Origin of the sequence: Oxalobacter aliiformigenes (assembly GCF_027116575.1) — a bacterium.
Taxonomy (GTDB): domain Bacteria; phylum Pseudomonadota; class Gammaproteobacteria; order Burkholderiales; family Burkholderiaceae_D; genus Oxalobacter; species Oxalobacter aliiformigenes.
In genome coordinates, this window is the sequence record NZ_CP098252.1 from 512535 (window position 1) to 535637 (window position 23103).

The following is a 23103-nucleotide window of genomic DNA, read 5'->3' on the forward strand; positions in this document are numbered from 1 at the left end:
GAGATTATGCGATTCGTTCGTTACTGTCTGGGCATTTTGATGGCCGGTATGGCTTTTGTCGCCATGCCGGGGCATGCCGCCAATGAAAACAATAATGTTGTTGATGGTATGTCTTTTGAAGTGGGGGTGGGCGAGCATGTCCAGCTTTACCGGGTGGGCTTCCAGTGGGACTGGAACAAGGACTGGTTCCGTACTTCAGGCGGTTATCATCTGAATGGATATTGGGATCTGAACGTAGGATGGTGGCATGGTGACCGCTATAATGACGGACATAGCGATCAGGATTTGGGGGTAATCGGTATCACTCCGGTATTCCGTTGGGAAAAAGCCAGCAAGAAAGGTCCCTATATTGAAGCCGGTATCGGCGCCAGTTTCTTTTCCGAAAACTACAACAACAACGGAAACAAGATGGGTACTTCTTTTGAATTCGCCGATCATATCGGGGTCGGTTATGTCTTCAGCAATAATTTTGATCTGGGTCTGAGAGTTCAGCATTATTCCAATGCAGGTATCAGCAAACCGAATGATGGCGAAAATTTCATCGTTCTGCGTGGTGCCTATCGTTTCTGATTTGATGCAGGATCAATAATTGAATAATAGAAATTTACCTCGAATCGCTTTTGTCGGAATTGGCCTGATGGGCTTGCCTATGGCGGGCAGGCTCGTCAAGGCGGGTTATCCTTTGGTGGCATGGAACCGGACACGTGAAAAGGCACTTCCACTGGAGCCACTCGGTGCGGAAGTTGCCAGTACACTGGATGAAGCCGTCAAATCGGCCGATATGGTGATTACCATGCTGGAAGCCGGACCTGTTGTAGAAAGTGTCGTCCAGTCAATGTCGTCCGTTCTTCGGGAAGGTACCCTGCTCATCGATATGAGTTCGACAAAACAGTCGGAAGCCAGGGAAATCCGGCAAATGCTGGAACCGCGACGGGTAGCTTTTCTGGATGCTCCGGTTTCCGGAGGCGTTGTTGGTGCTGAAGCCGGAACACTCGCCATCATGGTGGGGGGAACGGAAAAAGATTTCCAGCGTGCAAGACCGGTATTTGAAGTCATGGGGCGTCCGACTCTGGTCGGCCCGACAGGAAGCGGACAGATTGCAAAATTGTGCAATCAGTTGATTGTCGGAGGAACGGTTGCTATTGTTGCAGAAGCCATGTTGCTGGCACAGGCAGGTGGAGCGGATCCGGAAGCCATGCGAAGGGCAATACGAGGTGGTTTTGCTGAGAGCAGGATTCTTGAATTGCATGGTCAACGCATGTTGGACCGGAATTTCAAACCGGGTGGACAGATCAAAAGTCAGGCAAAAGATCATGCCAATATCATGGCGGCGGCACAGGATGCACATCTTCAGTTACCGTTGACAGCGCTTGTTTCGGATCTTTTCAGCGGTTTGCTCACAGATCATGCCGAGGCAGATCAGGCTGCGGCATTGCTGGCTCTGGAAAAGCTTAATGAAGGTATCCGTCTGGGGACAAGGCCGGATCAGTTCTGATTTGACGTCCGGGTATGTTTCTTCAATAAAAAACGCGACGAAGGTCGCGTTTTTTATGAGTTCTCTTTAAATGTTTACTGTCAAGCGAGAAGAAAAAAGAAACGCCCGACAGGAAGAGACGGGCGTTTGATAGGATAAGAAGGGAGATCAGGAGCGGGAGCGAGCCTCCGCGGCGGCACTGGCATGCTGATTGGCATAAGACTGGTGAGCCGCTGCTTCCGCCTCGCCGACCTTGACCGGATACCCCATCTTCGACAAGACCGATCCCAAAGCCGACAGACACAACATGACATTGGCCGACTGGGCCGTATAACCCATCAGGCCGAAACGCCAGATCTTGCCCGCCAACGGACCCAGACCGGCACCGATTTCCAGATTGAACTCGGAGAGCAGTTTCGCCCTGACTTCCGCTTCATTGATCCCTTCCGGTACCATGATGGCACTGATCTGCGGCAAACGGTTTTCTTCCTTGACCAGGAATTTCAGTCCCATCGCCTCAAAACCGGCTTTCAGCGCCTGATAGTGTCTCTGGTGACGGGCCCAGGTGTTTTCGATTCCCTCTTCCTTCAGAAGCAGAAGGGCTTCATGCAGGGCGAACAGACCGTTGATCGGTGCGGTGTGGTGATAGGTCCTTACCGTGTTGCCCCAGTAGTTCAGGATCAGGTTCAGGTCCATGAACCAGCTCTGGACCTTGTCCTTGCGGCTGGTGACGTAGTCGATGACCCGGTCGGAATAGGTGACCGGCGACAGACCCGGGGTGCACGAGAGGCATTTCTGGCTGGCCGAATAGACGGCATCCAGATCCCAGTCCTTGACGTAAAGCGGACATCCCGCCAGAGAGGTGACGGCATCGACGATGGTCAGGCAGTCGTATTTGTGGGCGACTTCTGCAAGGGTCTTGGCGTCGGAGACGCAACCGGTCGATGTTTCGGCATGGACGAATGCCACAACCCGGGCATCCGGGTTTTTCTTCAGGGCGTCTTCCAGGGCATTCGGATCGACCGGTTCTCCCCAGGTACCTTCCACAATGATCGGGGTGGCTTTGCAACGCTCGACATTTTCGATCATGCGTCCGCCAAAAACGCCGTTGCGACAGACGACGACCTTGTCTCCCGGGGCTACCATGTTGACGAAACAGCTCTCCATGCCGACGGAACCCGGACCGGAGATCGGGTAGGTCAGCTGGTAGTCTGTCTGGAAGGCGTACCGTAACAGGGATTTGAGTTCGGCCATCATGTCAACGAAGGCCGGATCAAGATAACCGATGACGGGGAGACTCATTGCGGCCAGAACGCGCGGGTTGATGTTGGAGGGACCCGGGCCCATCAGGACGCGTTGTGGCGGATGGAATGAGGTGATTTTTTTATGCGAAGCTGCTGCCATGATTTTTTATGTCTCACTAGGAAATAAAAAGTTTGTCAGGTTGGGTTTTGGTGCCTGACGAAAATAACGTCCTGAGTTGTTATTTTCCACCATTTTCTGTTCCCGGAACAGGTTTGTTTATGTCTGCCGTCTCCGGCAGACACGCTTGTCGTTTTTTTGACGGTCAACACGGTTCCATTTTGACTTTGCCGTGTTCTTCTTCCATGGTTTTGGCCAACAGTTTGACCAGGGCATAGACGGAGTTGATGTGCGGGGTGGCTGTGTTGGTGATGCGGCCCAGTTCGACGACGGATCCAACCAGCGCGTCGATTTCGGGGGCTCTTCCCGCTTCCACGTCCTGCAGCATGGAGGTTTTGTGTTTGCCGACTTTCTCGGCTCCTCTTATCCGTTTTTCCAGCGGTACGCGGAATTCGATGCCCAGTTTGTTGGCGATTCTCTGGGCTTCTATCATCATGTTGCCGGCCAGTTCCCGGGATAACGGGTACTGGCAGATGTCGACCAGGGTGGAGTGGGACAGGGAACTGATCGGGTTGAAGCTCAGGTTGCCCCACAGTTTCAGCCAGATTTCGGCACGGATGTTTTCCAGTATCGGGGATTTGAAGCCGGCGCGAATGAAGGCTTCGGAGACTTTCTGGGCCCGTTCCGTGACGGTTCCGTCCAGTTCGCCGATCGGGAAACGGTCCCCTTCGATGTGTTTGACGACGCCCGGCGCGATCAGGGCGGAGGCCGGGTATACAACGCATCCCAGAATCCTCTCTGCCGGTATCTTGGCGCTGACCAGCCCGGTCGGATCCACGCTCTGGACGCGCTGGCCTTCGTGTGGCCCGCCATGTTTGTGGAAGTACCAGAACGGAATGCCGTTTTGCATGGTCACGACGACGGTGTCCGGACCGAACAGTTTCGGCACGTCGTTGGCCACGGCGTCTACCTGATGGGCTTTCAGGGCCAGTATGACAACGTCCTGCGGTCCCGCTTCGTCATAGTCGTTGGTCGCCTTCACGTTTTTGGCCACGTGCTCGGTCCCGTCTTCCATGATCAGTTTCATGCCGTCTTTCTTGATGGCTTCCAGGTTCGCTCCCCTTACTATGAAGGTCACGTCTTCACCGGATAAGGCCAGCTTCACTCCTACGTAGCCTCCTATCGCTCCGGCTCCTATGATCGCTATTTTCATGTTCTTTCCCTTTTTCTTCTCGTCTTCACCGGCAGCTCACAGTTTTGCTGCAGAATGGATTGTGTCCTGTGCGGTTTGCCGGTGTACTTGTCAATTTCCGTTTTTATGTATGAAGTTCTCGTACATATGAGAAAAACCCATGCCCGTCATTTCAGAACCTTGCCGGTAACAAAAGGTACTCCACATTATCTGATAGATAACGCGTTGCAGGGCGGTGTTGTCTGGGGCCGAATCAAACATTTCGGACCCGCCTTCCAAAGTTATGAATAAACTTGTGAATGAACACACGTTTTTAAAGTAGTGTTCATTCATCAATGGCAGGTTTCCGTCAAAACAATCCGGAAACCTGCGTTAAATCAGAACAGCCCGACAATCCTGCCATCCGCATCTATGTCAATCATATTGGAAGATGGGACTTTCGGCAAACCGGGCATTGTCATGACATCTCCACACAACATCACAATAAATTCGGCGCCTGCGGCAAGCTGGACTTCGCGGATATTGACGGAATGGCCGGACGGCACACCACGCAGAGCCGGATCTGTCGCGAATGAGTATTGGGTTTTTGCGACGCAGATCGGATAATTGCCATAACCATCTTCTTCCAGTTTCCTGATCTGTGCCTTGACTTTGCTGTCGGCAACGATATCTCTTGCGCCATAAAGTTTGGTTGCCAGCGTAGACATTTTGTCCCAGAGTGATTCTTTTTCATCATAGACGAACTTGAAGTTGCTCGGGGTGGTTTCAATGACGTTGACAACAGTCTGTGCCAGTTCTTCCGCTCCCTTGCCTCCTTCGCTCCAGTGTTTGGAGACGACGATCGGTGCACCACGGCTGGCCATTTTTTCTTTCAGGAGCTGTATTTCGGCATCAGTATCGAGTGTGAAGTGATTGATGCAGATCACACATGGCAGGCCGTAATGGTTGCGGATGTTGTTGACATGTCTTTCAAGATGGGCAATACCTTTTTCAAGTGCAGAGAGATTTTCCTTGCCCAGATCAGGCAGATTGACACCGCCGTGGTATTTGAGGGCACGAATAGTGACAACGATAACGGCGCAGTCGGGGCGCAATCCGGATTTCCGGCAAACGATATCGACAAATTTCTCCGCCCCCAGATCGGCGCCGAAACCGCTTTCGGTGACTACGTAATCGGCCAGTTTCAGTGCTGATTTGGTGGCGATGACGGAATTGCTGCCGGTCGCGATATTGGCGAATGGGCCGCCGTGAATGAATGCCAGATTGTTTTCCAGCGTTTGAACCATATTCGGTTTGATGGCATCTTTGAGCAGTGCTGCCATGGCGCCGTGCGCTTTCAGGTCACTGGCCAGAATCGGCTTCAGGTCGCGAGTGTAGGCGACGACGATTTTGCCGAGACGTTCTTTCAGATCCTGCAGGCTGGTTGCCAGACAGAAGATCGCCATCACTTCAGAAGCCACAGCGATGTTGAATCCGTCTGCACGAGGATAACCATTGGCCGGACCACCCAGTCCGATAGTGATGTTGCGCAGGGAACGGTCATTCATGTCGATAACGCGTTTCCATACCACACGACGGGCATCGATACCCAGTTCGTTTCCATGATGGATGTGATTGTCAATCAGGGCGGACAGGAGATTGTTTGCCATCGCAACGGCACTGATGTCGCCTGTGAAATGGAGATTGATGTCTTCCATCGGAATGACCTGGGAGTATCCGCCTCCTGCCGCACCACCTTTCATGCCGAAAACAGGTCCCATGGAAGGTTCACGCAAGCAGATAATAGCCTTTTTGCCAATGCGGTTCAGTGCATCGCCCAGTCCGATGGTTGTCGTGGTTTTTCCTTCGCCGGCCGGGGTCGGGTTGATGGCCGTTACCATAATCAGTTTGCCATCGGGTTTATCCTTCAGAGTATCAAGAAAGTCCAGGGAAATTTTGGCTTTGTAATGGCCGTAGGGTTCCAGGTATTCTTCCTCAATGTCATAGCGTTGCGCAACTTGACTGATGCGAAGCATTTTCGCACTTTGAGCAATTGCAATGTCTGATGTCATATTTGGGTCTCGCTTTCTCTGCAGGAAAAAAGGTTGCACTAATTCAAAGTTAAAGGTCATTGTAGAATATACAAAGTACGGTTCGCAACTAAAAAAGCCTTCGGAGGGTCACATATTCGCTGTTATCGATTTCAAATCGGGGAAAATCATGCAATTTATTTACAGAGGGACGGATATCCGTCTTTTTGCCATGATTGACAGAAATTTGTTCTCTCCGGTTATATGGAACGTTCTGGAAATGCGATTAAAATAACAGAATGAATTTCATGTTCCGTCAACTGATCATTCTCACTGGATATATATGCTTGATAACCTGACTCAACGTTTAGCCAAAGTCGTCAAAACGATACGTGGTGAAGCCCGGTTAACCGAGGCCAATACGGCAGAAATGCTTCGGGAAGTCCGTCTTGCTTTACTGGAAGCCGATGTCGCTTTGCCCGTTGTCAGAAATTTTATCGGGAAAGTTCGTGAAAAGGCGATGGGAAAGGAAGTAATGGATTCCCTGTCGCCCGGGCAGGCGCTGGTTGGTGTCGTCCAGCAGGAACTGGCCAGTATCATGGGAGCGGATCTGGGGGAAAAGGCTTCCCAGCTCAATTTTTCTACCCAGCCGCCGGCGATTATTCTTATGGCCGGTTTGCAAGGGGTCGGCAAGACCACGACAGTGGGTAAACTGGCCAGATATCTCCGGCAGGACAAGAAAAAGAAAGTACTGACGGTTTCGACCGACGTTTATCGTCCGGCCGCTATCAAACAGCTTGAGATGGTTTCCGGCCAAAGTGGCGCCGATTTTTTCAGGACAGAATCTTCCGAGCAGCCCATAGCGATTGCTCAGGCCGCTCTGGATTATGCCAAAAGACATTTTTACGACGTACTGATTGTCGATACAGCGGGACGTCTGGGTATTGATGAACAGATGATGCAGGAAATATCCGGTCTGCATCAGGCGCTTTCTCCGATCGAGACACTTTTTGTCGTTGATGCGATGCTGGGACAGGATGCGATTAATGTTGCCAAGAGTTTTAATGATGCCTTGCCTCTGACCGGGATTGTCCTGACCAAACTGGATGGCGATGCGCGCGGCGGCGCTGCCCTGTCTGTGCGGCATATTACCGGAAAACCGGTCAAGTTCGTCGGTGTTTCAGAAAAACTGGATGGTCTTGAGGCGTTCGATCCTGTCCGGATGGCAAACCGGATACTGGGTATGGGAGATATCCTGGCTCTGGTGGAAGAAGCCCGCAAGAATGTCGATCTCAAAGCTGCCAAGGAACTTGAGAAAAAACTGAAAGTCGGTGGACGTTTTGATCTGAACGATTTCAAGGCCCAGCTGGAGCAAATGAACAACATGGGAGGACTTTCCGGCATGCTTGACAAAATGCCTGCCCAATTCCGGCTGGCGGCGCAGGGAGCCAATATGGAACAGGCCAATAAACATGTCGGTCGTATGGCCGGCATCATTAATTCGATGACTCCGCAGGAACGCGCAAAGCCGGAATTGATCAAGGCTTCCAGAAAACGTCGTATAGCGGCGGGCGCCGGTGTTCAGGTCCAGGAAGTGAACCGGTTGCTTTCCCAGTTCGAGCAGGTGCAGTCCATGATGAAGAAAATAAAAAACGGCGGTATGATGAAATTGATGCGTGGTCTCAAGGGAATGATGCCCGGTATGCGGTAAATGGCATGGCAGCCGTCATTTTGCAACTCGTTGATTAGCGCTTATATCACTGATTTTTTTGGGTTTTGACCGTTTCTTGCCTAATAAGGAAGCACATTAACCACACTTTGCGGCATGAAGGGAAAAAATGCTTGCGTTTTGCAAGATTTCGCACCTATATTTGTTCTTGCAGTAAGTTACATAAATTCCCTTTCGTACTTTGTATATGAGGCATCGTTATGGCAACAAAAAAATCTGCAACATCATCCACAAAAAGTTCCGCGGCAAGAAAGGCCGCGCCGGTTAAAAAAAGCGGAGAAGCAAGCAAAACGTCAGCTACGGCTGCACCAGCAAAAAGGACTTCAAATGCAGCATTTATGAAGCCGGTTACTCCTACTGCCATACTGGCGGCTGTTATTGGTGACAAGCCCATGCCGCGCACGGAAGTGACCAAGAAAATATGGGACTATATCAAGCGGAATGATCTGCAGGACAAGAACAATCGTCGAATGATCAATGCCGATGAAAAACTGAAACCCGTTTTTGGGGGCAAGGATCAGGTATCCATGTTTGAAATGACCAAACTGGTTTCGGCGCAGCTTAAATAAGCTGAGACGGTTTCAGAAAGCATGTTTTCGGATGCCGACATGTTCGGTCGGGTGGTTTTGTGCATTACCAGAGAACGGATTTCACGCAGTGCCTCATGTCATGAAAACGGGAGAGGATCCCGTTTTGCAAAAACGCCGGAATTTCCCGGCGTTTTTGCAATGTGATTTCAGGCGGAATTTTATTCCCGAAGCATTGTCCGGCTAGCCGTTCCGGGACAGTTTTTCCCTGATGAAGGGGACCATCTCTTTGATCGCAACAGCAGTCGCTTCCCGGTCACGTCTTCCCTGGTATTCGAGTTTGTCTTCTTTAAGGCCACGTTCCCCGATGACAATACGATGCGGAATGCCGATCAGCTCCCAGTCTGAAAACATGACGCCCGGTCTTTCTCCTCGGTCATCCATGATGACATCGATTCCCAGCTTTTTCAGTTCGCCATAGAGGCTGTCGGCTGTATTTCTGACCGTTTCGCTGCGGTCATAACCCAGCGGGCAGAGGACGACTTCAAATGGTGCAATGGAAAGAGGCCAGATAATGCCACGTTCATCGTTATTCTGTTCAATTGCCGCACCGACAATCCGGGTTACGCCAATACCATAGCAGCCCATTTGCATCAGTTGGGGTTTGCCATTTTCATCCAGGTAGGTGGCGTTCATATCTTCGGAATACCGGGTTCCCAGCTGGAAGACATGTCCGACTTCGATACCACGCTGAATGGCGAGGGTTCCTTTTCCATCCGGTGAGGGATCTCCTTCAACCACATTGCGGAAGTCGGCAATGATGGAAGGAAGCGGAACGTCACGTTCCCAGTTGACACCGGTGAAGTGCATATCCTTTTCGTTGGCACCGCAGATGAAATCGCTCATGACCGTTACGGCGTGGTCGGCATAAAGAGCCAGGTCCTGGCGGTTTTGCAGGCCAACCGGTCCGAGATAACCGGACGGGCATCCCAGATGATGAATGATTTCGCTTTCGCTGGCGAACCGGAACTCTCCGATATTTTTCTGTGTCTTGATTTCATTGAGTTCATGGTCGCCACGCAGGAGGATTACCGCGAAATGACCGGGTTGCCCTTCCGGAATTTCTGTCCGGATGGCGGCAATCACCTTGAGTGATTGGGCAAGCGGTTGTTTCAGGAATGTCGTAACGTCTTCACAGGCTTTTTGTCCGGGGGTCGGGACTTTTTGCATGGTATGTGCCGGGGCGGCACGCTCTTGTACCGGAGGCAGGGCAATAGCCGCTTCCATATTGGCGGCATAATCGGATTCCCTTGAATAGACGAGAGCGTCTTCGCCGGTTTCGGCAATGACGTGGAATTCATGGGAACCGGATCCGCCAATGGCGCCATTGTCGGCAGCAACCGGCCGGAATTTCAGTCCGAAACGGTTGAAAATATTGACATACGCATTGAACATGATCTGGTAGGACTTTTTGAGTCCTTCGACGTCGCGGTCAAATGAATAGGCATCTTTCATGGTAAATTCACGGCCTCGCATCAGTCCGAAACGGGGACGTCGCTCATCGCGGAATTTTGTCTGGATATGGTAGAAATTGACCGGAAGCTGGCGGTATGATTTGATGACGTTTCTGGCGATATCGGTAATGACTTCTTCCGAGGTCGGCTGAATGATAAAGTCACGGTCGTGCCTGTCCTTGATGCGGAGAAGTTCGGGACCGTATTTTTGCCACCGACCGGTTTCCTGCCACAGTTCGGCCGGCTGGACGATTGGCATCAGCAGTTCAATGGCGCCTGCCTTGTTCATCTCTTCCCGGATGATGTTTTCGATTTTCTGGATAACTCGCAGACCCATGGGCATATAGGCGTATATACCCGATCCCAGACGCCGGATCATTCCGGCGCGGACCATGAGCTTATGGCTGATGATTTCAGCATCGGCTGGCGCTTCTTTCAGCGTCGATATAAAAAAATGTGATGCTCGCATGACGGTGAATTTTTTTATTAACGTAACAGGGTTATAATCTGTATGATTCTAAAGGATTAGCTGGCAGATGCGTTCACAGTTTGTCTGATCGTTTGAAATAGATGTCTGTTTGTTGTAACTATCGTAAAAATTCTCTGGCCTGTAAAACACTACGACACTGTGAAAAGGGCATTCGGAAAAGACTTTGAGGTAAAAAATGTTGGACCGTGAAGGTTACCGCCCCAACGTCGGTATTATTCTGTTGAATACCAATGATGAGGTTTGGTGGGGCAAACGTGTACGGGAGCAATCCTGGCAGTTTCCGCAAGGCGGTATAAAGTACGGTGAAACACCGGAGCAGGCCATGTTTCGGGAATTGCAGGAAGAAACCGGTTTACGGCAGGAACATGTCAAGGTCATCGGCCGGACACGGAACTGGTTGCGTTATGAAGTCCCCCCCCATTTTATCCGGCGGGAAATCCGCGGTCATTATCGCGGACAAAAACAGATATGGTTTCTGTTGAGGATGCTGGGCCGCGATACCGATATCAATCTGAGGTTGACCAATACACCGGAATTTGATGCATGGCGATGGCACAGGTATTGGGTGCCTCTGGATGTTGTGATCGAATTCAAACGGGATGTTTATCTGAAGGCATTACAGGAATTATCCCGTTTCCTGAATCCGCCGCCCAAACCTGACAATCAGCAGTATTTCAGGATTCATACAGGTAATCCGTCGGCGGGGGCTGGTAAGGATGGATCTGTAGATAGCCTGAAATAATGGAAAAAATGAAATCGGACAGGGATTGAATGCAAAAAACATTTCTTGATTTTCTTCAGAACCGGGCGAAAGTCCTGGTTTCACTGGCACTGTTAGCAGTCAGTTGCCATGTTTCTGCCGAAATAATTTTCGGCGAATATGGCAGTGATGAGGAAGATGAAACTCCCAAAGAAGTGAAAATCATGCCTCTGGTCTTGCCGGAGTTTCCGAAAGAAGACAATTTGCTGTCGTTTCAGGTCAGTCCGACCCAGACCCAGACTTTTTTTATTGATGCGACTTCTTTGTCTGTCGGGGAAGATGAAATCCGTTACACGATGGTGACGAAAAGCCAGGCAGGTGCCACCAATGTCAGTTATGAAGGAATCCGTTGTGGTACTTTCGAATTCAGGCGGTATGCATACGGGCATCGAGACAACAAATGGGTAATGTCCAAAAACGAAACATGGCGACCGATCAATTTCTATGCGGCCAACCGTCCGCGTGCTGTCCTGACGCAGGAATATTTCTGTGATGGCAAAGGCATTGCCGGTTCGAATGAAGACATGATATTTCGTATCCGTTACAACCGGTCGCTTGTCAAAAACAAATATACGGGCAGTTCATTCTGAAAAAGTCACAGGACGATCATGTTGTCGCGGTGAATCAGTTCCGGTGTTCCGTCGTATCCGAGAATGTCTATAAAATCCGATGACTTGTGTCTGGAAATAAGGATCGCTTCCGTGCTGGAATAGTTTGTCAGTCCCCGGGCTATTTCTTTTCCTGATTCATCCAGGCAGGAAATGATTTCTCCTCTGCCGAATTCGCCAGTGATACGGATAACGCCGATCGGCAGCAGTGATTTGCCTTCTTTCAGGATTTTCTGCACAGCTCCTTTGTCGAGGATCGCATTTCCGGCCGTTTGCAAATGGTCCGCTATCCATTGTTTGCGTGCCTGCAAGTGGCTGTTGGGTGCCAGCAATTGCGTTCCGATCATTTCTCCATCGGCAAGACGCAAAAGCGCATCGTTTTCACGTCCCCAGGCAATAATGGTATGGGCGCCGGAGCTGGCTGCACGTTTTGCCGCCAGGATTTTTGTCAGCATGCCGCCGCGTCCTATTCCCGTGCCTGCACCACCCGCCATAGTTTCCAGAGCAGGATCACCAGCCCGGGCTTCCTTGACCAGGGTAGCTTTGGGGTCCTTGCGGGGATCGGCAGTAAACAGTCCTTTCTGGTCGGTCAGAATGATCAACGCATCCGCTTCAACCAGATTGGCGACAAGTGCGCCGAGGGTATCGTTATCGCCGAATTTGATTTCGTCCGTTACGACGGTATCGTTTTCATTGATGATCGGGATGACACCGAAACGCAAAAGGGTAAAAAGAGTGGAGCGGGCATTCAGATAACGTTCCCGGTCAGTCAGATCAGCGTGGGTCAGCAAAACCTGGGCTGTATGCAAGCCGTGCGTTTCGAAGCTGGTCTGATAAATCTGTACCAATCCCATTTGCCCGACGGCAGCGCATGCCTGAAGTTCATGAATATCGACAGGACGTTTTTTGAAACCCAGTTGCAGCATGCCTTCCGCGATAGCGCCTGAGCTGACCAGTATGATTTCTTTCCCCTGAAGGTGCAGTTTGGCGATTTGCTCGGACCATTTCCCGATAGCAGCATGATCCAGGCCATGACCGTCATTGGTTACCAGAGATGAGCCGACTTTGATAATGAGACGTTTTGCGTTTTGTATGACCGAGTTCATGGATGTTGCCAAACAGCTTTATTCAATAGATTTAAAACGGGGATCGTCTGAATCAATGGATTCGATATTGCGGACGTCTTCTGCAATATCCGTTTTGGCCGCCTGTTCTTTTTCGCGACGGAGTTGTTCGAAATAACGGTAAATGGCTTCCATCAGTTCAGTGCAACCGGTTTTAGTATAGGCCGAAATTTCAAAAACAGGGCCATTCCATTCCAATCGGGTCACCAGATCGTGCACTTTTTTATCCCGTTCGTTCCCCGCGATCAGGTCGAGTTTGTTCAGAACGAGCCAGCGTGGTTTTTGGGCCAGTTCCGGATCATATTTTTCCAGTTCGGCAATCAGTGCCCTGGCATCGGCAACCGGATCGGCGTTTTCATCGAAAGGTGACAAGTCGATCATATGCAGAAGCAGACGGGTACGTTGCAGATGACGCAGAAACTGATGTCCAAGTCCGGCTCCTTCTGCCGCCCCTTCAATCAAACCCGGTATGTCGGCAATGACGAAACTTTTTTCGTGTCCGATACGGACGACCCCCAGATTGGGTTGCAGAGTCGTGAAAGGGTAATCCGCGATTTTGGGGCGAGCATTGGATACGGCTGAAATCAGGGTGGATTTGCCGGCATTCGGCATACCGAGCAACCCGACATCCGCCAGCACCTTCAGTTCCAGTTGAAGTTCGAAACGCTCGCCGGGTTTGCCATCCGTTTTCTGTCTGGGAGCACGATTGGTCGAGCTCTTGAAATGGATATTGCCCCAACCGCCTTCTCCACCTTTCGCCAGTAATTGTCTCTGCCCGTTTTCAACCAGGTCGGCAATGACATTTCCGGTGTTGCGGTCGGTAATGATGGTACCTACGGGCATGCGCAGGATAATATCGTCGGCACCTTTGCCGTAACAGTCTGACCCACGACCGTTCTCGCCATTTTTGGCCCGGAACATTTTTGTGTAGTGATAGTCGATCAGTGTATTGACATTGTTGTCGGCGATGGCCCAGATACTGCCTCCCTTGCCGCCGTCTCCGCCATCAGGGCCGCCAAAAGGCTTGAATTTCTCGCGATTGAACGAAGCAACACCGTTGCCTCCGTTTCCGGCGATCACTTCGATTTTTGCTTCGTCAATGAATTTCATAAAAAAATCCGGTCAATACGAAAAGGCTCTGCCATTGGCAGAGCCCTCTCTTGGTTTGAAAAGGCTCGCATAACAAGCCTGTTTGCAATGGGTCAGGCCGCTACGGGAGCGGGAACAACCGTTGCAAAATGTTTTTTCGCTTCGCCTTTGACAACGAATTTGACAGTACCGTCAACCAGGGCGAACAGGGTATGGTCCTTGCCCATCCCGACGTTTTCACCCGGGTGAATCGTCGTTCCGCGTTGGCGCATGATGATGCCGCCAGCATTGATGGACTGTCCACCGTAAACTTTTACACCCAGCCGTTTCGATTCCGATTCACGACCGTTGCGGGTGGTACCGCCGCCTTTTTTGTGTGCCATTTTAATACTCCAGAATGAATTGCTTTATGACCGATTCGAAGAAATCGTGCCGGCAAGTGTTCAAGCGTTGATGGAAACGATTTGCAGTTCAGTGTAATTCTGACGATGCCCCTGACGTTTCTGATAATGTTTGCGTCTGCGCATCTTGAAAATCTTGACCTTTTTGTGGCGACCCTGTGCCACGACCGTTGCCTGAACCTGAGCACCTTCGACCAGTGGGGTACCGAAGCGAATGGATTCACCTTCACCGACGGCAAGAACTTGATCGAGAGTGATTTCGGATCCGATGTCAGCCGGTATCTGTTCTACTTTATATTTTTTGCCCGCGACAACCTTGTATTGCTTGCCGCCGGTTTTTATGACCGCGTACATGGAAACTCCATCAAATAAATTGTGTGTTGATAAAACCTGATTGATCAGGGAAAAATGGAAAACGTCAAATTATACAGTGGCTTGCCGGCTTCGTCAAAGCACTTTGAAATTTTTGTGATTTGTTTGGCCAGTTAAAAATCGTAACAGGACAATGTATGGATAAAGATGGGCGCTATAATGCCGCAACATGAATCTGCTTAAAACACTCGTTACCATATCCGGCATGACCATGCTGTCACGTATCACAGGTCTGGTACGTGAGCTTTTGATCGCCCGGGCTTTTGGTGCATCCGGTTTTACCGATGCTTTTTTTGTCGCGTTCCGCATTCCCAATCTGTTGAGGAGGTTGTTTGCCGAGGGGGCATTTTCGCAGGCGTTTGTTCCCATTCTGGCAGAGTATGTCAATAAAAAAGGAGCCGATCCGGCACGGGAACTGGTCGACAAGGTGGCAACGGCACTGATGTGGACGCTGGTTCTGATTTGTTTTTTGGGAATGATGGCGGCGCCGGGTGTGGTCTATCTGATTGCGACGGGATTCGACAGTAATGGTGATGTGTTCGATCTGTCCGTATTGATGACCCGGATCATGTTTCCGTATATCCTTTTCATGTCGCTGGTGGCCTTGGCAGGCGGGATACTCAATACATGGCGTGAATTCCGGATTCCGGCATTCACACCGGTTTTGCTGAATATATCGTTTATTATCGCCTCGCTGTTTGTCGCTCCGTATCTGAAGCAACCAGTTCTGGCACTTGCATTTGCCGTATTCGTTGGAGGGTTTCTGCAATTGGCCATCCAGATTCCCGCCCTGATGAAGATCGGAATGTTGCCCCGGGTTTCGATCAATGTTGCGGGCGCTTTTCGAAGTCAGGGTGTCAGACGGGTTATCCGGCAGATGATTCCCGCGATTTTTGCCGTCTCGGTAGCGCAGATCAGTCTGATGATCAATACCAATATTGCTTCGCGTCTGGCGCATGGCAGTGTTTCCTGGATTTCCTATGCCGATCGTCTGATGGAATTTCCCAATGCTTTGCTCGGGGTCGCTTTGGGGACGATTTTGTTGCCCAGTTTGTCCAAGGCACATGCGAATAATGACGAAAAAGAATATTCTTCGCTGCTCGACTGGGGATTGCGATTGACGTTTCTGTTGGCATTGCCGGCTTCCGTTATGTTGATGACGCTGCCGGTGCCTTTTACGGCGACACTTTTTCATTATGGCAAATTCAGTGCCGTGGATGTCGCCATGACGTCGAATGCCTTGATTGCCTATGGCGTCGGGTTAATCGGGTTAATTGTCGTGCGGATTCTCGCTCCCGGTTTTTATGCCAAGCAGGACATCAGAACACCGGTCAAAATCGCCGTTGTTGTGCTGGTTCTGACCCAGTTGATGAATCTTCTGTTTGTCCCTCTGTATGCCCATGCCGGTCTGGCATTGTCCATCGGTATCGGAGCGTGCGGGAATGCCGCCATTTTGTATTTCATGTTGCGAAAACGGGGAATTTACCAGCCACAAAGCGGCTGGAAAGTGTTTTTTCTGAAGGTGGGCGCAGCCCTGGTTTTGTTGGCCGGCGTTTCGATGTGGATCGCCGCCCGTTTTGACTGGATTGCCTTGCAGGCCCACCCTCTTGCGAGAATGGGTGCGCTGGCGCTTGTCATGATTGTTTGCGGGATCGTTTATTTCGGCGCATTATTTGCGATGGGCTTCCGTATCCGGGATTTTCGCCGTATTGCTTCGTGAATAACCGGTATTCTAGTCTTGTGTTTTTGATTCCAGTTCGTCCCATCGGGTGATGCAGTTCATCAGTTCTTCCTCGATTTCTGCAAATCGCCGGTTGAGCCGGATGCCCTCGGCGGGATCGCCCTTGTAAAGTTCGGGATCATTTAGGCGGGTTGATATTTGTGCCTGTTCGTTTTCAAGGGCCGCGATTTTTGACGGCAGTTCATCCAGTTCCCGCTGGTCCTTGTAACTTAGTTTTTTCCGTCGGGCAGAACCGGATGATTCTTTTCGGGCGGGTGCCGTTGCCGTTTCGTTACCTGCTTTTTTTTCTTCGGCTTTTTGTGGAGGAACAGGACGGATACGTTCCCAGTCACTGTAACCGCCGATGTATTCGCGCCACAAACCCTGTCCTTCAGCGGCAATGACCTGTGTCACGACATTATCGAGAAAGGCGCGATCATGACTTACCAGAAATACCGTTCCGTCATATTCCTGCAGCAATTCCTCAAGCAGTTCCAGTGTGTCGATATCCAGATCGTTGGTTGGTTCATCTAGCACCAGTACATTGGCGGGACGGGCGAAGAGACGTGCGAGCAGAAGCCGGTTCCTTTCTCCACCGGAGAGGGATTTGACGGGAGAACGTGCCCGTTCCGGGGTAAACAGAAAATCGGAAAGGTAACTCATGACGTGTTTTTTCTGATTGCCGATTTCGATCCACTCGCTTCCCGGCGAAATGGTATCGACTAGACTGGCATTGTCGTCCAGCTGGGCACGCATCTGGTCGAAGTAAGCGATTTGCAATTTTGTTCCGAGCCGGATATTTCCTGCATCAGGGGCCAATTCACCCAGAATGAGTTTCAGTAATGTGGTTTTTCCCACCCCGTTCGGTCCGATCAGGCCGATTTTATCGCCGCGCAAAATGGTGTCGGAAAAAGACTTGACAATCGTCTTGTCACCGAAAGACTTGGAAACACCGGTTAATTCGGCAACCAGTTTTCCCGAGCGTTCTCCCGTGGACACATCCATACGGACTTGTCCCTGATGTTCTCTTCTGGCAGCACGGGTGGCGCGCAAAGCTTCAAGTCTTCGTACGCGGCCTTCATTGCGGGTACGGCGTGCTTCGATTCCTTTCCGTATCCAGATTTCTTCCTGAGCCAGAAATTTGTCGAATTTGGCGTTTTCTACGGCTTCATTGGCCAGTTGTTCGTTTTTGGCTTTTTTGTAAGCACTGAAGTTGCCTGGAAAGGAAAGCAGTTTTCCCCGGTCCAGCTCGATGATCCGAGTCGCGATATTGTCCAGAAATCTCCGGTCATGAGTGATGAAAATCAGGCTGCCGCGGAATTCTTTCAGAATATCTTCCAGCCAGACAATGGACTCGAAATCCAGATGGTTGGTCGGTTCATCCAGCATCAGAACATCAGGAGAACCGATCAGGCCATGTGCCAGTGCCACCCTTTTGTAAAGGCCGCCAGACAATGTTCCGACAAGATCGTTTCTGGCGAGCGATAAACGGTCAAGAATCGTTTCGACGCGGTTGTTCAGATTCCATGCATCGGTTGCATCCAGACGGATTTGCAATTCGTTCAGTCGGTCCAGTATTTTGCTGTCACTGTTTTTTTCAAGCCTTGATGTCAGATCCTCGTATTCCTGCAACAATACCTGTATTTCACGCAAACCGGATGCCACGGCATCATAAACAGTCTGATCGGCTGGAAAAACGGGTTCCTGTTCGACATAGGATATTTTCAGATTTTGCTGAACCGTCAACAGACCGTCATCAAGCGGTGCCTTGCCTGCGAGTACCTGAAGCAGGGATGATTTGCCCGTTCCATTTCGACCAATCAATCCGACTTTTTCGCCAGCTTCAAGCGAAAATTCGGCGTGGTCAAGCATGGGGAAATGTCCAAAGGCCAGCTGGGCGTCAGTAAGCGTGATAATTGCCATGATAATTGATAAAAACAGCAGCAGTTTGAAAACAGAGAAAACGGTATTGTACGGCAAGCTACATTCCATAAAGATACATCGCTCGCCCTCTCGTACAGATTCATCGTATGCTGTACAATGACGTTCGCCTGATTTTCTGTATCGGGATGTCTCGCCGTAGCACAATGGATAGTGCACATGCCTCCTAAGCGTGGGATACAGGTTCGATCCCTGTCGGCGGGGCCAAGACACCTTCCGCACACATCCCCAAATAACGTCTCGTTCATATAAAAACAATAGCTTATTTTGCTTTCTTGGTTAAGCTGGAATAGTCTGGCGCGATATTGCCGAAGCTGGCGTTTTCAAGAGATGTTCATGCCCTAAATTTTGAAAGCAGGTATTCATGCAAGTGGGAGCGATCGGCCTTCTGATCTTTTCGGGCAGTCGTATTCTCGGATAAAAAAATTTGGTGCGGGAAAGCCATGGCTGCTCGTTTGCCATGGTTTTCTGTTTCCGGATGCCTTGCGTATTTTTGCGCTTCGTTATTCTGAGGGGATGAATGCCAATAGAGGGCAATTGTCGCGATATCGATTCTCGGAGTATGGAGCAAAGGCATTTTTTTATGGCAATCTTGTAAATTGACCTAGATCAATTTTCAGAAATTGATCTAGGTCAATGATCGTAAATTGTCGTGTGTCAGTAATAGCAAATTGACCTAGGTCAACGGTCTTTTTAGGGGTAATGAGTCATACTCGGGATTGACGTTGAACAACGTTTATCAAAACCAACCGAAAGAAAGGTATTACTCATGAGTAACGAAGACAATGTAGAGTTGACTGATGGCTTTCATGTGCTGATGGACACGCTGAAGATGAATGACATCGACACCATGTATGGTGTTGTTGGTATTCCTATCACCAACCTGGCCCGTCTGTGGGAACAGGATGGTCAGAAGTTCTACAGCTTCCGCCACGAGCAGCATGCTGGCTACGCTGCATCCATTGCTGGCTACATCCAGGGCGACAAACCAGGTGTATGCTTGACCGTTTCCGCACCTGGCTTCCTGAATGGTTTGACAGCGTTGGCACACGCAACCACCAACTGCTTCCCGATGATCCTGATGAGCGGTTCCAGTGAACGTGAAATCGTTGACCTGATGCAGGGCGACTACGAAGAAATGGACCAGATGAACATCGCTCGTCCACATTGCAAGGCTTCTTTCCGTATCAACAGCATCAAGGACATTCCAATCGGTATTGCCCGTGCTATCCGTACCGCAGTTTCCGGCCGTCCGGGCGGCGTTTATGTCGACCTGCCAGCCAAACTGTTCGGTCAGACCCTGAGCGTTGAAGAAGCCAAACAGCTGATCTTCAAACCAGTTGACGTTACCCCTGCACAGATTCCTGCCGCTGATGCAATCGCTCGCGCAGCAGAAGTCATCAAGAATGCAAAACGTCCAGTCGTCATGCTGGGTAAAGGCGCTGCAATGGCCAAGGCCGATGCAGAAGTCAAGGCATTTATCGAACAGACCGGCATTCCTTTCCTGCCGATGGGTATGGCTAAAGGCCTGATGCCTGATACACATCCACAGTCCGCAGCTGCTACCCGTGCTTTCGCACTGGCACAGTGTGACGTATGTATTCTGGTCGGTGCCCGTCTGAACTGGCTGATGCAGCATGGTAAAGGCAAGACCTGGGGCAATGAACTGAAGAAATTCGTTCAGATCGATATCCAGGCTAACGAAATCGACTCCAACCAGCCAATCGCTGCTCCGGTTGTCGGTGATGTCAAGTCCTGTCTGTCCCTGTTGACCGAAGCTCTGAAGGGTGCACCGAAAGCTCCGGCTGAATGGACTGGCGCTCTGAAAGAAAAGGTTGATACCAACAAGGGCAAACTGGCTACCAAGATGGCAGCTCCAGTTGCTCCGACCGGTATGAACTACTCCAACTCCTTGGGTGTTCTGAAAGAATTCATGCTGAAGAACCCAAGCATCAACCTGGTTAACGAAGGTGCAAACGCTCTGGATAACACCCGTATGATCGTCGACATGCTCGAACCACGTCGTCGTCTGGACTCCGGTACATGGGGTGTTATGGGTATCGGTATGGGCTACTGCGTTGCCGCTGCAACCGTAACTGGTGATCCGGTTATCGCTGTTGAAGGTGACTCCGCATTCGGCTTCTCCGGTATGGAACTCGAAACCATCTGCCGTTACAACCTGCCAGTTACCGTTATCATCATGAACAACGGCGGTATCTACAAGGGTAACGAAGAAGATCCAGGTAATGGTCTGGTTTCCTGTACCCGTCTGATCCGTGGTCGTTACGACCAGATGATGGAAGCTTTCGGCGGCAAGGGCTATCTGGTCAATACTCCGGAAGAACTGAAGGCTGCTCTGGAAGAAGCTGTTGCTTCCAAGAAACCATGCCTGATCAATGCCATGATCGATCCGGATGCTGGTGTTGAATCCGGCCGTATCAAGAGCCTGAACATCGTAAGTAAAGTTGGCAAAAAATAATTGATCCGACTTTGAAAACCGGTTTTCAGACCGGTTTTCCGAATGTTCAAAATGCCCCTCAGGAGAAATCCCGAGGGGTATTTTTTTGTCTGTCGTGTTTTCTTGGGCGGACAAATGGAATGACTTTACAGGAATGAGGTTGGATTTGGTGGAGACATGATTTCCGGTAGTTGTCAGGAAAAATGGGAATGTAAATAGCGCTGGCTTTTTTATAGCTGAACCGGGATAATCGAAACGTTCTGAATTTGCCCGATTTTGACCAGACCATGCTTCTGAAAAGAAAATCCATTGAACGGGATGAATCTCTTCGTCCTCCTGCAGGCCCTACAGGGAAGACAAAAAAACGCAAAATCAAATATGCTCCTGTCACGCTCTCCGAACAGAGCGGTGTGCGATATCTTCATTTCGGAACGGAATGGATACAGGGTGCCATGCGGCTCAGAAAACCGAACGGGCTTGAGCTTGAGTACAGCCGGAAAATGATGTCCTGGCTGCTTTTCAACAGAAATCCCCGTGTTATTTGTCAGTTGGGGCTTGGTGCAGGTTCGCTGACCAAATTCTGTTATTGCCAGTTTCCCGATGCACTTACCGTCGCTGTCGAATTGAATCCTGAAGTCATTTCGGTATGCAAATCAATGTTTGGGTTGCCGGAAGAGGATGAGCATTTGCAGATTTTTGAAATGGATGCGATGGATTTCGTGAATGATGAGAATAACTTCGGTATATTCGATGTCATGCACAGTGATTTGTATGATGCGACGGCGCGTGGTCCCGTTCTGGATACTCCCGAGTTTTATGCAGCATGCAGGCAGTGTCTCGTTTCTGATGGAATGATGACCGTCAATCTGTTTGGAGATCATCCCAGTTTTGAAAGAAATTTGTCTGCCATGCGTAAGGTTTTTGATGCTGTGGCCTGTTTGTCGCCAACAGCTGAAGGTAATGTGATTGCATTGGCTTTCAAAAAGCGTCCGGAACCGGATGATGACGAGTTGGGAAGACGGGCGGAGATTGTCAGGGAAAAATTCGGATTGCCTGCCAAAAAGTGGGTAAAAGATATCCGAAAAGCTTTAGCATGATAACGTTGCCGGGGTAAGCCGGTTATTTTTTGAAAGCGTATATGCCAGATAGACTGAATGAGTATGATCCTTCCGATATTGAACTGAAGCAGCTTTTTGAACGTAATAAAGCCTGGGCCGAACAGATGGTGCAGGATGATCCCGATTATTTTTCACGGCTGGTAACGCAACAGTTGCCCAAGTATTTCTGGATCGGTTGTTCCGATAGCCGTGTTCCTTCGACACAGATTACCAATTTGTTGCCGGGTGATATTTTCGTGCACAGAAATGTCGCCAATGTCGTTTCGTATACTGATCTGAGTTGTCTGGCTGTCATGCAGTTTGCTGTGGATGTTGTCAGGGTTCGTCATATTATGGTCACCGGACATTATGACTGTTCGGGTGTTCACGTTGCCATGATGAAACAGCGGGTCGGTCTGGCGGATAACTGGTTGCGTCATATTCAGGATGTCCATCAAAAGCATGAAAAGTATCTCGGGGATACGCTTCCGCCAAGGGTGAAATATGATCGTCTGTGTGAGCTGAATGTTATCGAGTCGGTTGCGAATGTCTGCCAGACGACGATCGTTCAGGATGCATGGAATCGGGGGCAGCCACTGACGGTGCATGGCTGGGTATATGGTGTTCATGACGGACTGATACGCGATCTCGGGATGACCGTCAGCTCGATGGAGGAGTTGCCAGTCAAAAAGGCTCAAAGCCTGGCTCGTTACGAAACTGAGTCGATCAAGACGCACGAATAGCGTTTGACTGAAGATTTTGTCATACCGAAAAGATAACGGCTGTATTGGTCCGGTCTTTGTTTTTTTTTGAGGCTTGTATGATCGGAAACAGGAAAATGCCGATCCGATATTTATCCGACAGGCATTTCCTTGTTCAGGTATGTTCATCTTTCGAAAAGATAATTGATGCAGTTTGCAGCGGACATGGCCAGACATGGGCTGGCATTTCTAGTCGTCGACGCCTACCATGACGGAATCTGCTTTTATGATGGCATAGGCCGTTTTGCCGACAGCAAGTTTCAGCCGATGGACCGATGAAGTGGTTATCTGGGCCGTCACAAGAATTTCCGGAGCAATTTCGATTTTGATGTCCGAATTGATCGGTCCTTCGTGAATTTCACGTATGATGCCTTCCAACTGGTTGCGAGCGCTGATTTGCATGTTTTCTCCTTTTTTTGTGAAAAGAATACGGCGTCATTTTTCACTATATGATGGATTTTCTTTTGATATCAAG

Annotated in this window: 21 protein-coding genes and 1 tRNA gene; 11 read left to right on the forward strand and 11 right to left on the reverse strand. The window is 50.1% G+C overall.

Annotated elements, in window-relative coordinates:
* Positions 1 to 6: 6 nt before the first annotated feature.
* Both NB647_RS02440 and NB647_RS02445 read left to right on the forward strand, forming a co-directional pair.
* Positions 7 to 570, forward strand: coding sequence for an acyloxyacyl hydrolase (locus tag NB647_RS02440; protein ID WP_269264964.1), 564 nt, complete (start codon positions 7 to 9; stop codon positions 568 to 570).
* 19 nt (positions 571 to 589) lie between these two features.
* The gene (locus tag NB647_RS02445) at positions 590 to 1495 is read left to right on the forward strand and encodes an NAD(P)-dependent oxidoreductase (protein WP_269283980.1); all 906 of its coding nucleotides are present in this window, start codon (positions 590 to 592) and stop codon (positions 1493 to 1495) included.
* Positions 1496 to 1642: 147 nt separating this feature from the next.
* Here the strand turns inward: NB647_RS02445 and NB647_RS02450 are convergent, their stop codons facing one another.
* The 3 genes from NB647_RS02450 to NB647_RS02460 form a co-directional block, all read right to left on the reverse strand.
* Positions 1643 to 2878, reverse strand: a complete 1236-nt coding sequence (locus tag NB647_RS02450) for a pyridoxal-phosphate-dependent aminotransferase family protein (RefSeq protein WP_269283658.1) — start codon at positions 2876 to 2878, stop codon at positions 1643 to 1645.
* Between the two features lie 163 nt (positions 2879 to 3041).
* The gene (locus tag NB647_RS02455; protein WP_269264654.1) at positions 3042 to 4049 is read right to left on the reverse strand and encodes a 2-dehydropantoate 2-reductase; all 1008 of its coding nucleotides are present in this window, start codon (positions 4047 to 4049) and stop codon (positions 3042 to 3044) included.
* A gap of 356 nt (positions 4050 to 4405) precedes the next feature.
* Positions 4406 to 6079, reverse strand: a complete 1674-nt coding sequence (locus tag NB647_RS02460) for a formate--tetrahydrofolate ligase (RefSeq protein WP_269283981.1) — start codon at positions 6077 to 6079, stop codon at positions 4406 to 4408.
* Between the two features lie 301 nt (positions 6080 to 6380).
* Here NB647_RS02460 and ffh point away from each other — a divergent pair, with 301 nt between their 5' ends.
* Positions 6381 to 7748, forward strand: a complete 1368-nt coding sequence (gene ffh, locus NB647_RS02465; protein ID WP_269264967.1) for a signal recognition particle protein — start codon at positions 6381 to 6383, stop codon at positions 7746 to 7748.
* Between the two features lie 154 nt (positions 7749 to 7902).
* Here ffh and NB647_RS10620 read toward each other — a convergent pair whose 3' ends face one another.
* Positions 7903 to 8130: a hypothetical protein gene (locus NB647_RS10620; protein ID WP_416143574.1), complete on the reverse strand. Its 228-nt coding sequence runs from the start codon at positions 8128 to 8130 to the stop codon at positions 7903 to 7905.
* On the opposite strand from NB647_RS10620, the gene NB647_RS10625 reads away from it, so the two are divergent.
* Complete coding sequence (locus NB647_RS10625; protein ID WP_269264969.1) at positions 8105 to 8335, forward strand: SWIB/MDM2 domain-containing protein; 231 nt, start codon at positions 8105 to 8107, stop codon at positions 8333 to 8335. The genes NB647_RS10620 and NB647_RS10625 overlap by 26 nt on opposite strands.
* Before the next feature lie 201 nt (positions 8336 to 8536).
* Here the strand turns inward: NB647_RS10625 and NB647_RS02475 are convergent, their stop codons facing one another.
* Positions 8537 to 10276 (reverse strand): proline--tRNA ligase, encoded by a 1740-nt coding sequence (locus tag NB647_RS02475; RefSeq protein ID WP_269283983.1) that lies wholly within the window; start codon positions 10274 to 10276, stop codon positions 8537 to 8539.
* Between the two features lie 196 nt (positions 10277 to 10472).
* On the opposite strand from NB647_RS02475, the gene NB647_RS02480 reads away from it, so the two are divergent.
* Together NB647_RS02480 and NB647_RS02485 are read left to right on the forward strand one after the other, a co-directional pair.
* The gene (locus NB647_RS02480) at positions 10473 to 11039 is read left to right on the forward strand and encodes an RNA pyrophosphohydrolase (RefSeq protein WP_269264971.1); all 567 of its coding nucleotides are present in this window, start codon (positions 10473 to 10475) and stop codon (positions 11037 to 11039) included.
* Positions 11040 to 11068: 29 nt separating this feature from the next.
* The gene (locus tag NB647_RS02485) at positions 11069 to 11647 is read left to right on the forward strand and encodes a CNP1-like family protein (RefSeq protein WP_269283984.1); all 579 of its coding nucleotides are present in this window, start codon (positions 11069 to 11071) and stop codon (positions 11645 to 11647) included.
* A 5-nt stretch (positions 11648 to 11652) separates the two neighbouring features.
* Here NB647_RS02485 and proB read toward each other — a convergent pair whose 3' ends face one another.
* The 4 genes from proB to rplU form a co-directional block, all read right to left on the reverse strand.
* Complete coding sequence (proB, locus tag NB647_RS02490; protein WP_269264973.1) at positions 11653 to 12771, reverse strand: glutamate 5-kinase; 1119 nt, start codon at positions 12769 to 12771, stop codon at positions 11653 to 11655.
* Between the two features lie 18 nt (positions 12772 to 12789).
* Positions 12790 to 13899 (reverse strand): Obg family GTPase CgtA, encoded by a 1110-nt coding sequence (cgtA, locus tag NB647_RS02495; RefSeq protein WP_269283985.1) that lies wholly within the window; start codon positions 13897 to 13899, stop codon positions 12790 to 12792.
* A 92-nt stretch (positions 13900 to 13991) separates the two neighbouring features.
* Positions 13992 to 14261 (reverse strand): 50S ribosomal protein L27, encoded by a 270-nt coding sequence (gene rpmA / locus NB647_RS02500; protein ID WP_269264975.1) that lies wholly within the window; start codon positions 14259 to 14261, stop codon positions 13992 to 13994.
* A gap of 60 nt (positions 14262 to 14321) precedes the next feature.
* Complete coding sequence (gene rplU / locus NB647_RS02505) at positions 14322 to 14633, reverse strand: 50S ribosomal protein L21 (RefSeq protein ID WP_269264976.1); 312 nt, start codon at positions 14631 to 14633, stop codon at positions 14322 to 14324.
* A gap of 187 nt (positions 14634 to 14820) precedes the next feature.
* Here rplU and murJ point away from each other — a divergent pair, with 187 nt between their 5' ends.
* Complete coding sequence (gene murJ / locus NB647_RS02510) at positions 14821 to 16371, forward strand: murein biosynthesis integral membrane protein MurJ (RefSeq protein WP_269283986.1); 1551 nt, start codon at positions 14821 to 14823, stop codon at positions 16369 to 16371.
* Positions 16372 to 16383: 12 nt separating this feature from the next.
* Here the strand turns inward: murJ and NB647_RS02515 are convergent, their stop codons facing one another.
* Positions 16384 to 18294, reverse strand: coding sequence for an ATP-binding cassette domain-containing protein (locus NB647_RS02515; protein WP_269283987.1), 1911 nt, complete (start codon positions 18292 to 18294; stop codon positions 16384 to 16386).
* 150 nt (positions 18295 to 18444) lie between these two features.
* Here NB647_RS02515 and NB647_RS02520 point away from each other — a divergent pair.
* From NB647_RS02520 to can, 4 genes are all read left to right on the forward strand, one after another.
* A tRNA-Arg gene (locus tag NB647_RS02520) sits at positions 18445 to 18519 on the forward strand.
* A 562-nt stretch (positions 18520 to 19081) separates the two neighbouring features.
* Complete coding sequence (oxc, locus tag NB647_RS02525; RefSeq protein ID WP_269283989.1) at positions 19082 to 20791, forward strand: oxalyl-CoA decarboxylase; 1710 nt, start codon at positions 19082 to 19084, stop codon at positions 20789 to 20791.
* A gap of 266 nt (positions 20792 to 21057) precedes the next feature.
* Positions 21058 to 21867 carry a spermine/spermidine synthase domain-containing protein gene (locus tag NB647_RS02530; RefSeq protein ID WP_269283990.1) on the forward strand — a complete coding sequence of 270 codons (810 nt, stop codon included), beginning with the start codon at positions 21058 to 21060 and terminating at the stop codon, positions 21865 to 21867.
* A gap of 41 nt (positions 21868 to 21908) precedes the next feature.
* Entirely contained in the window at positions 21909 to 22610 is a 702-nt protein-coding gene (gene can, locus NB647_RS02535; protein ID WP_269283991.1) for a carbonate dehydratase, read from the forward strand.
* Positions 22611 to 22817: 207 nt separating this feature from the next.
* Here can and NB647_RS02540 read toward each other — a convergent pair whose 3' ends face one another.
* Positions 22818 to 23030, reverse strand: coding sequence for a TOBE domain-containing protein (locus NB647_RS02540; protein WP_269283993.1), 213 nt, complete (start codon positions 23028 to 23030; stop codon positions 22818 to 22820).
* Positions 23031 to 23103 lie beyond the last annotated feature (73 nt).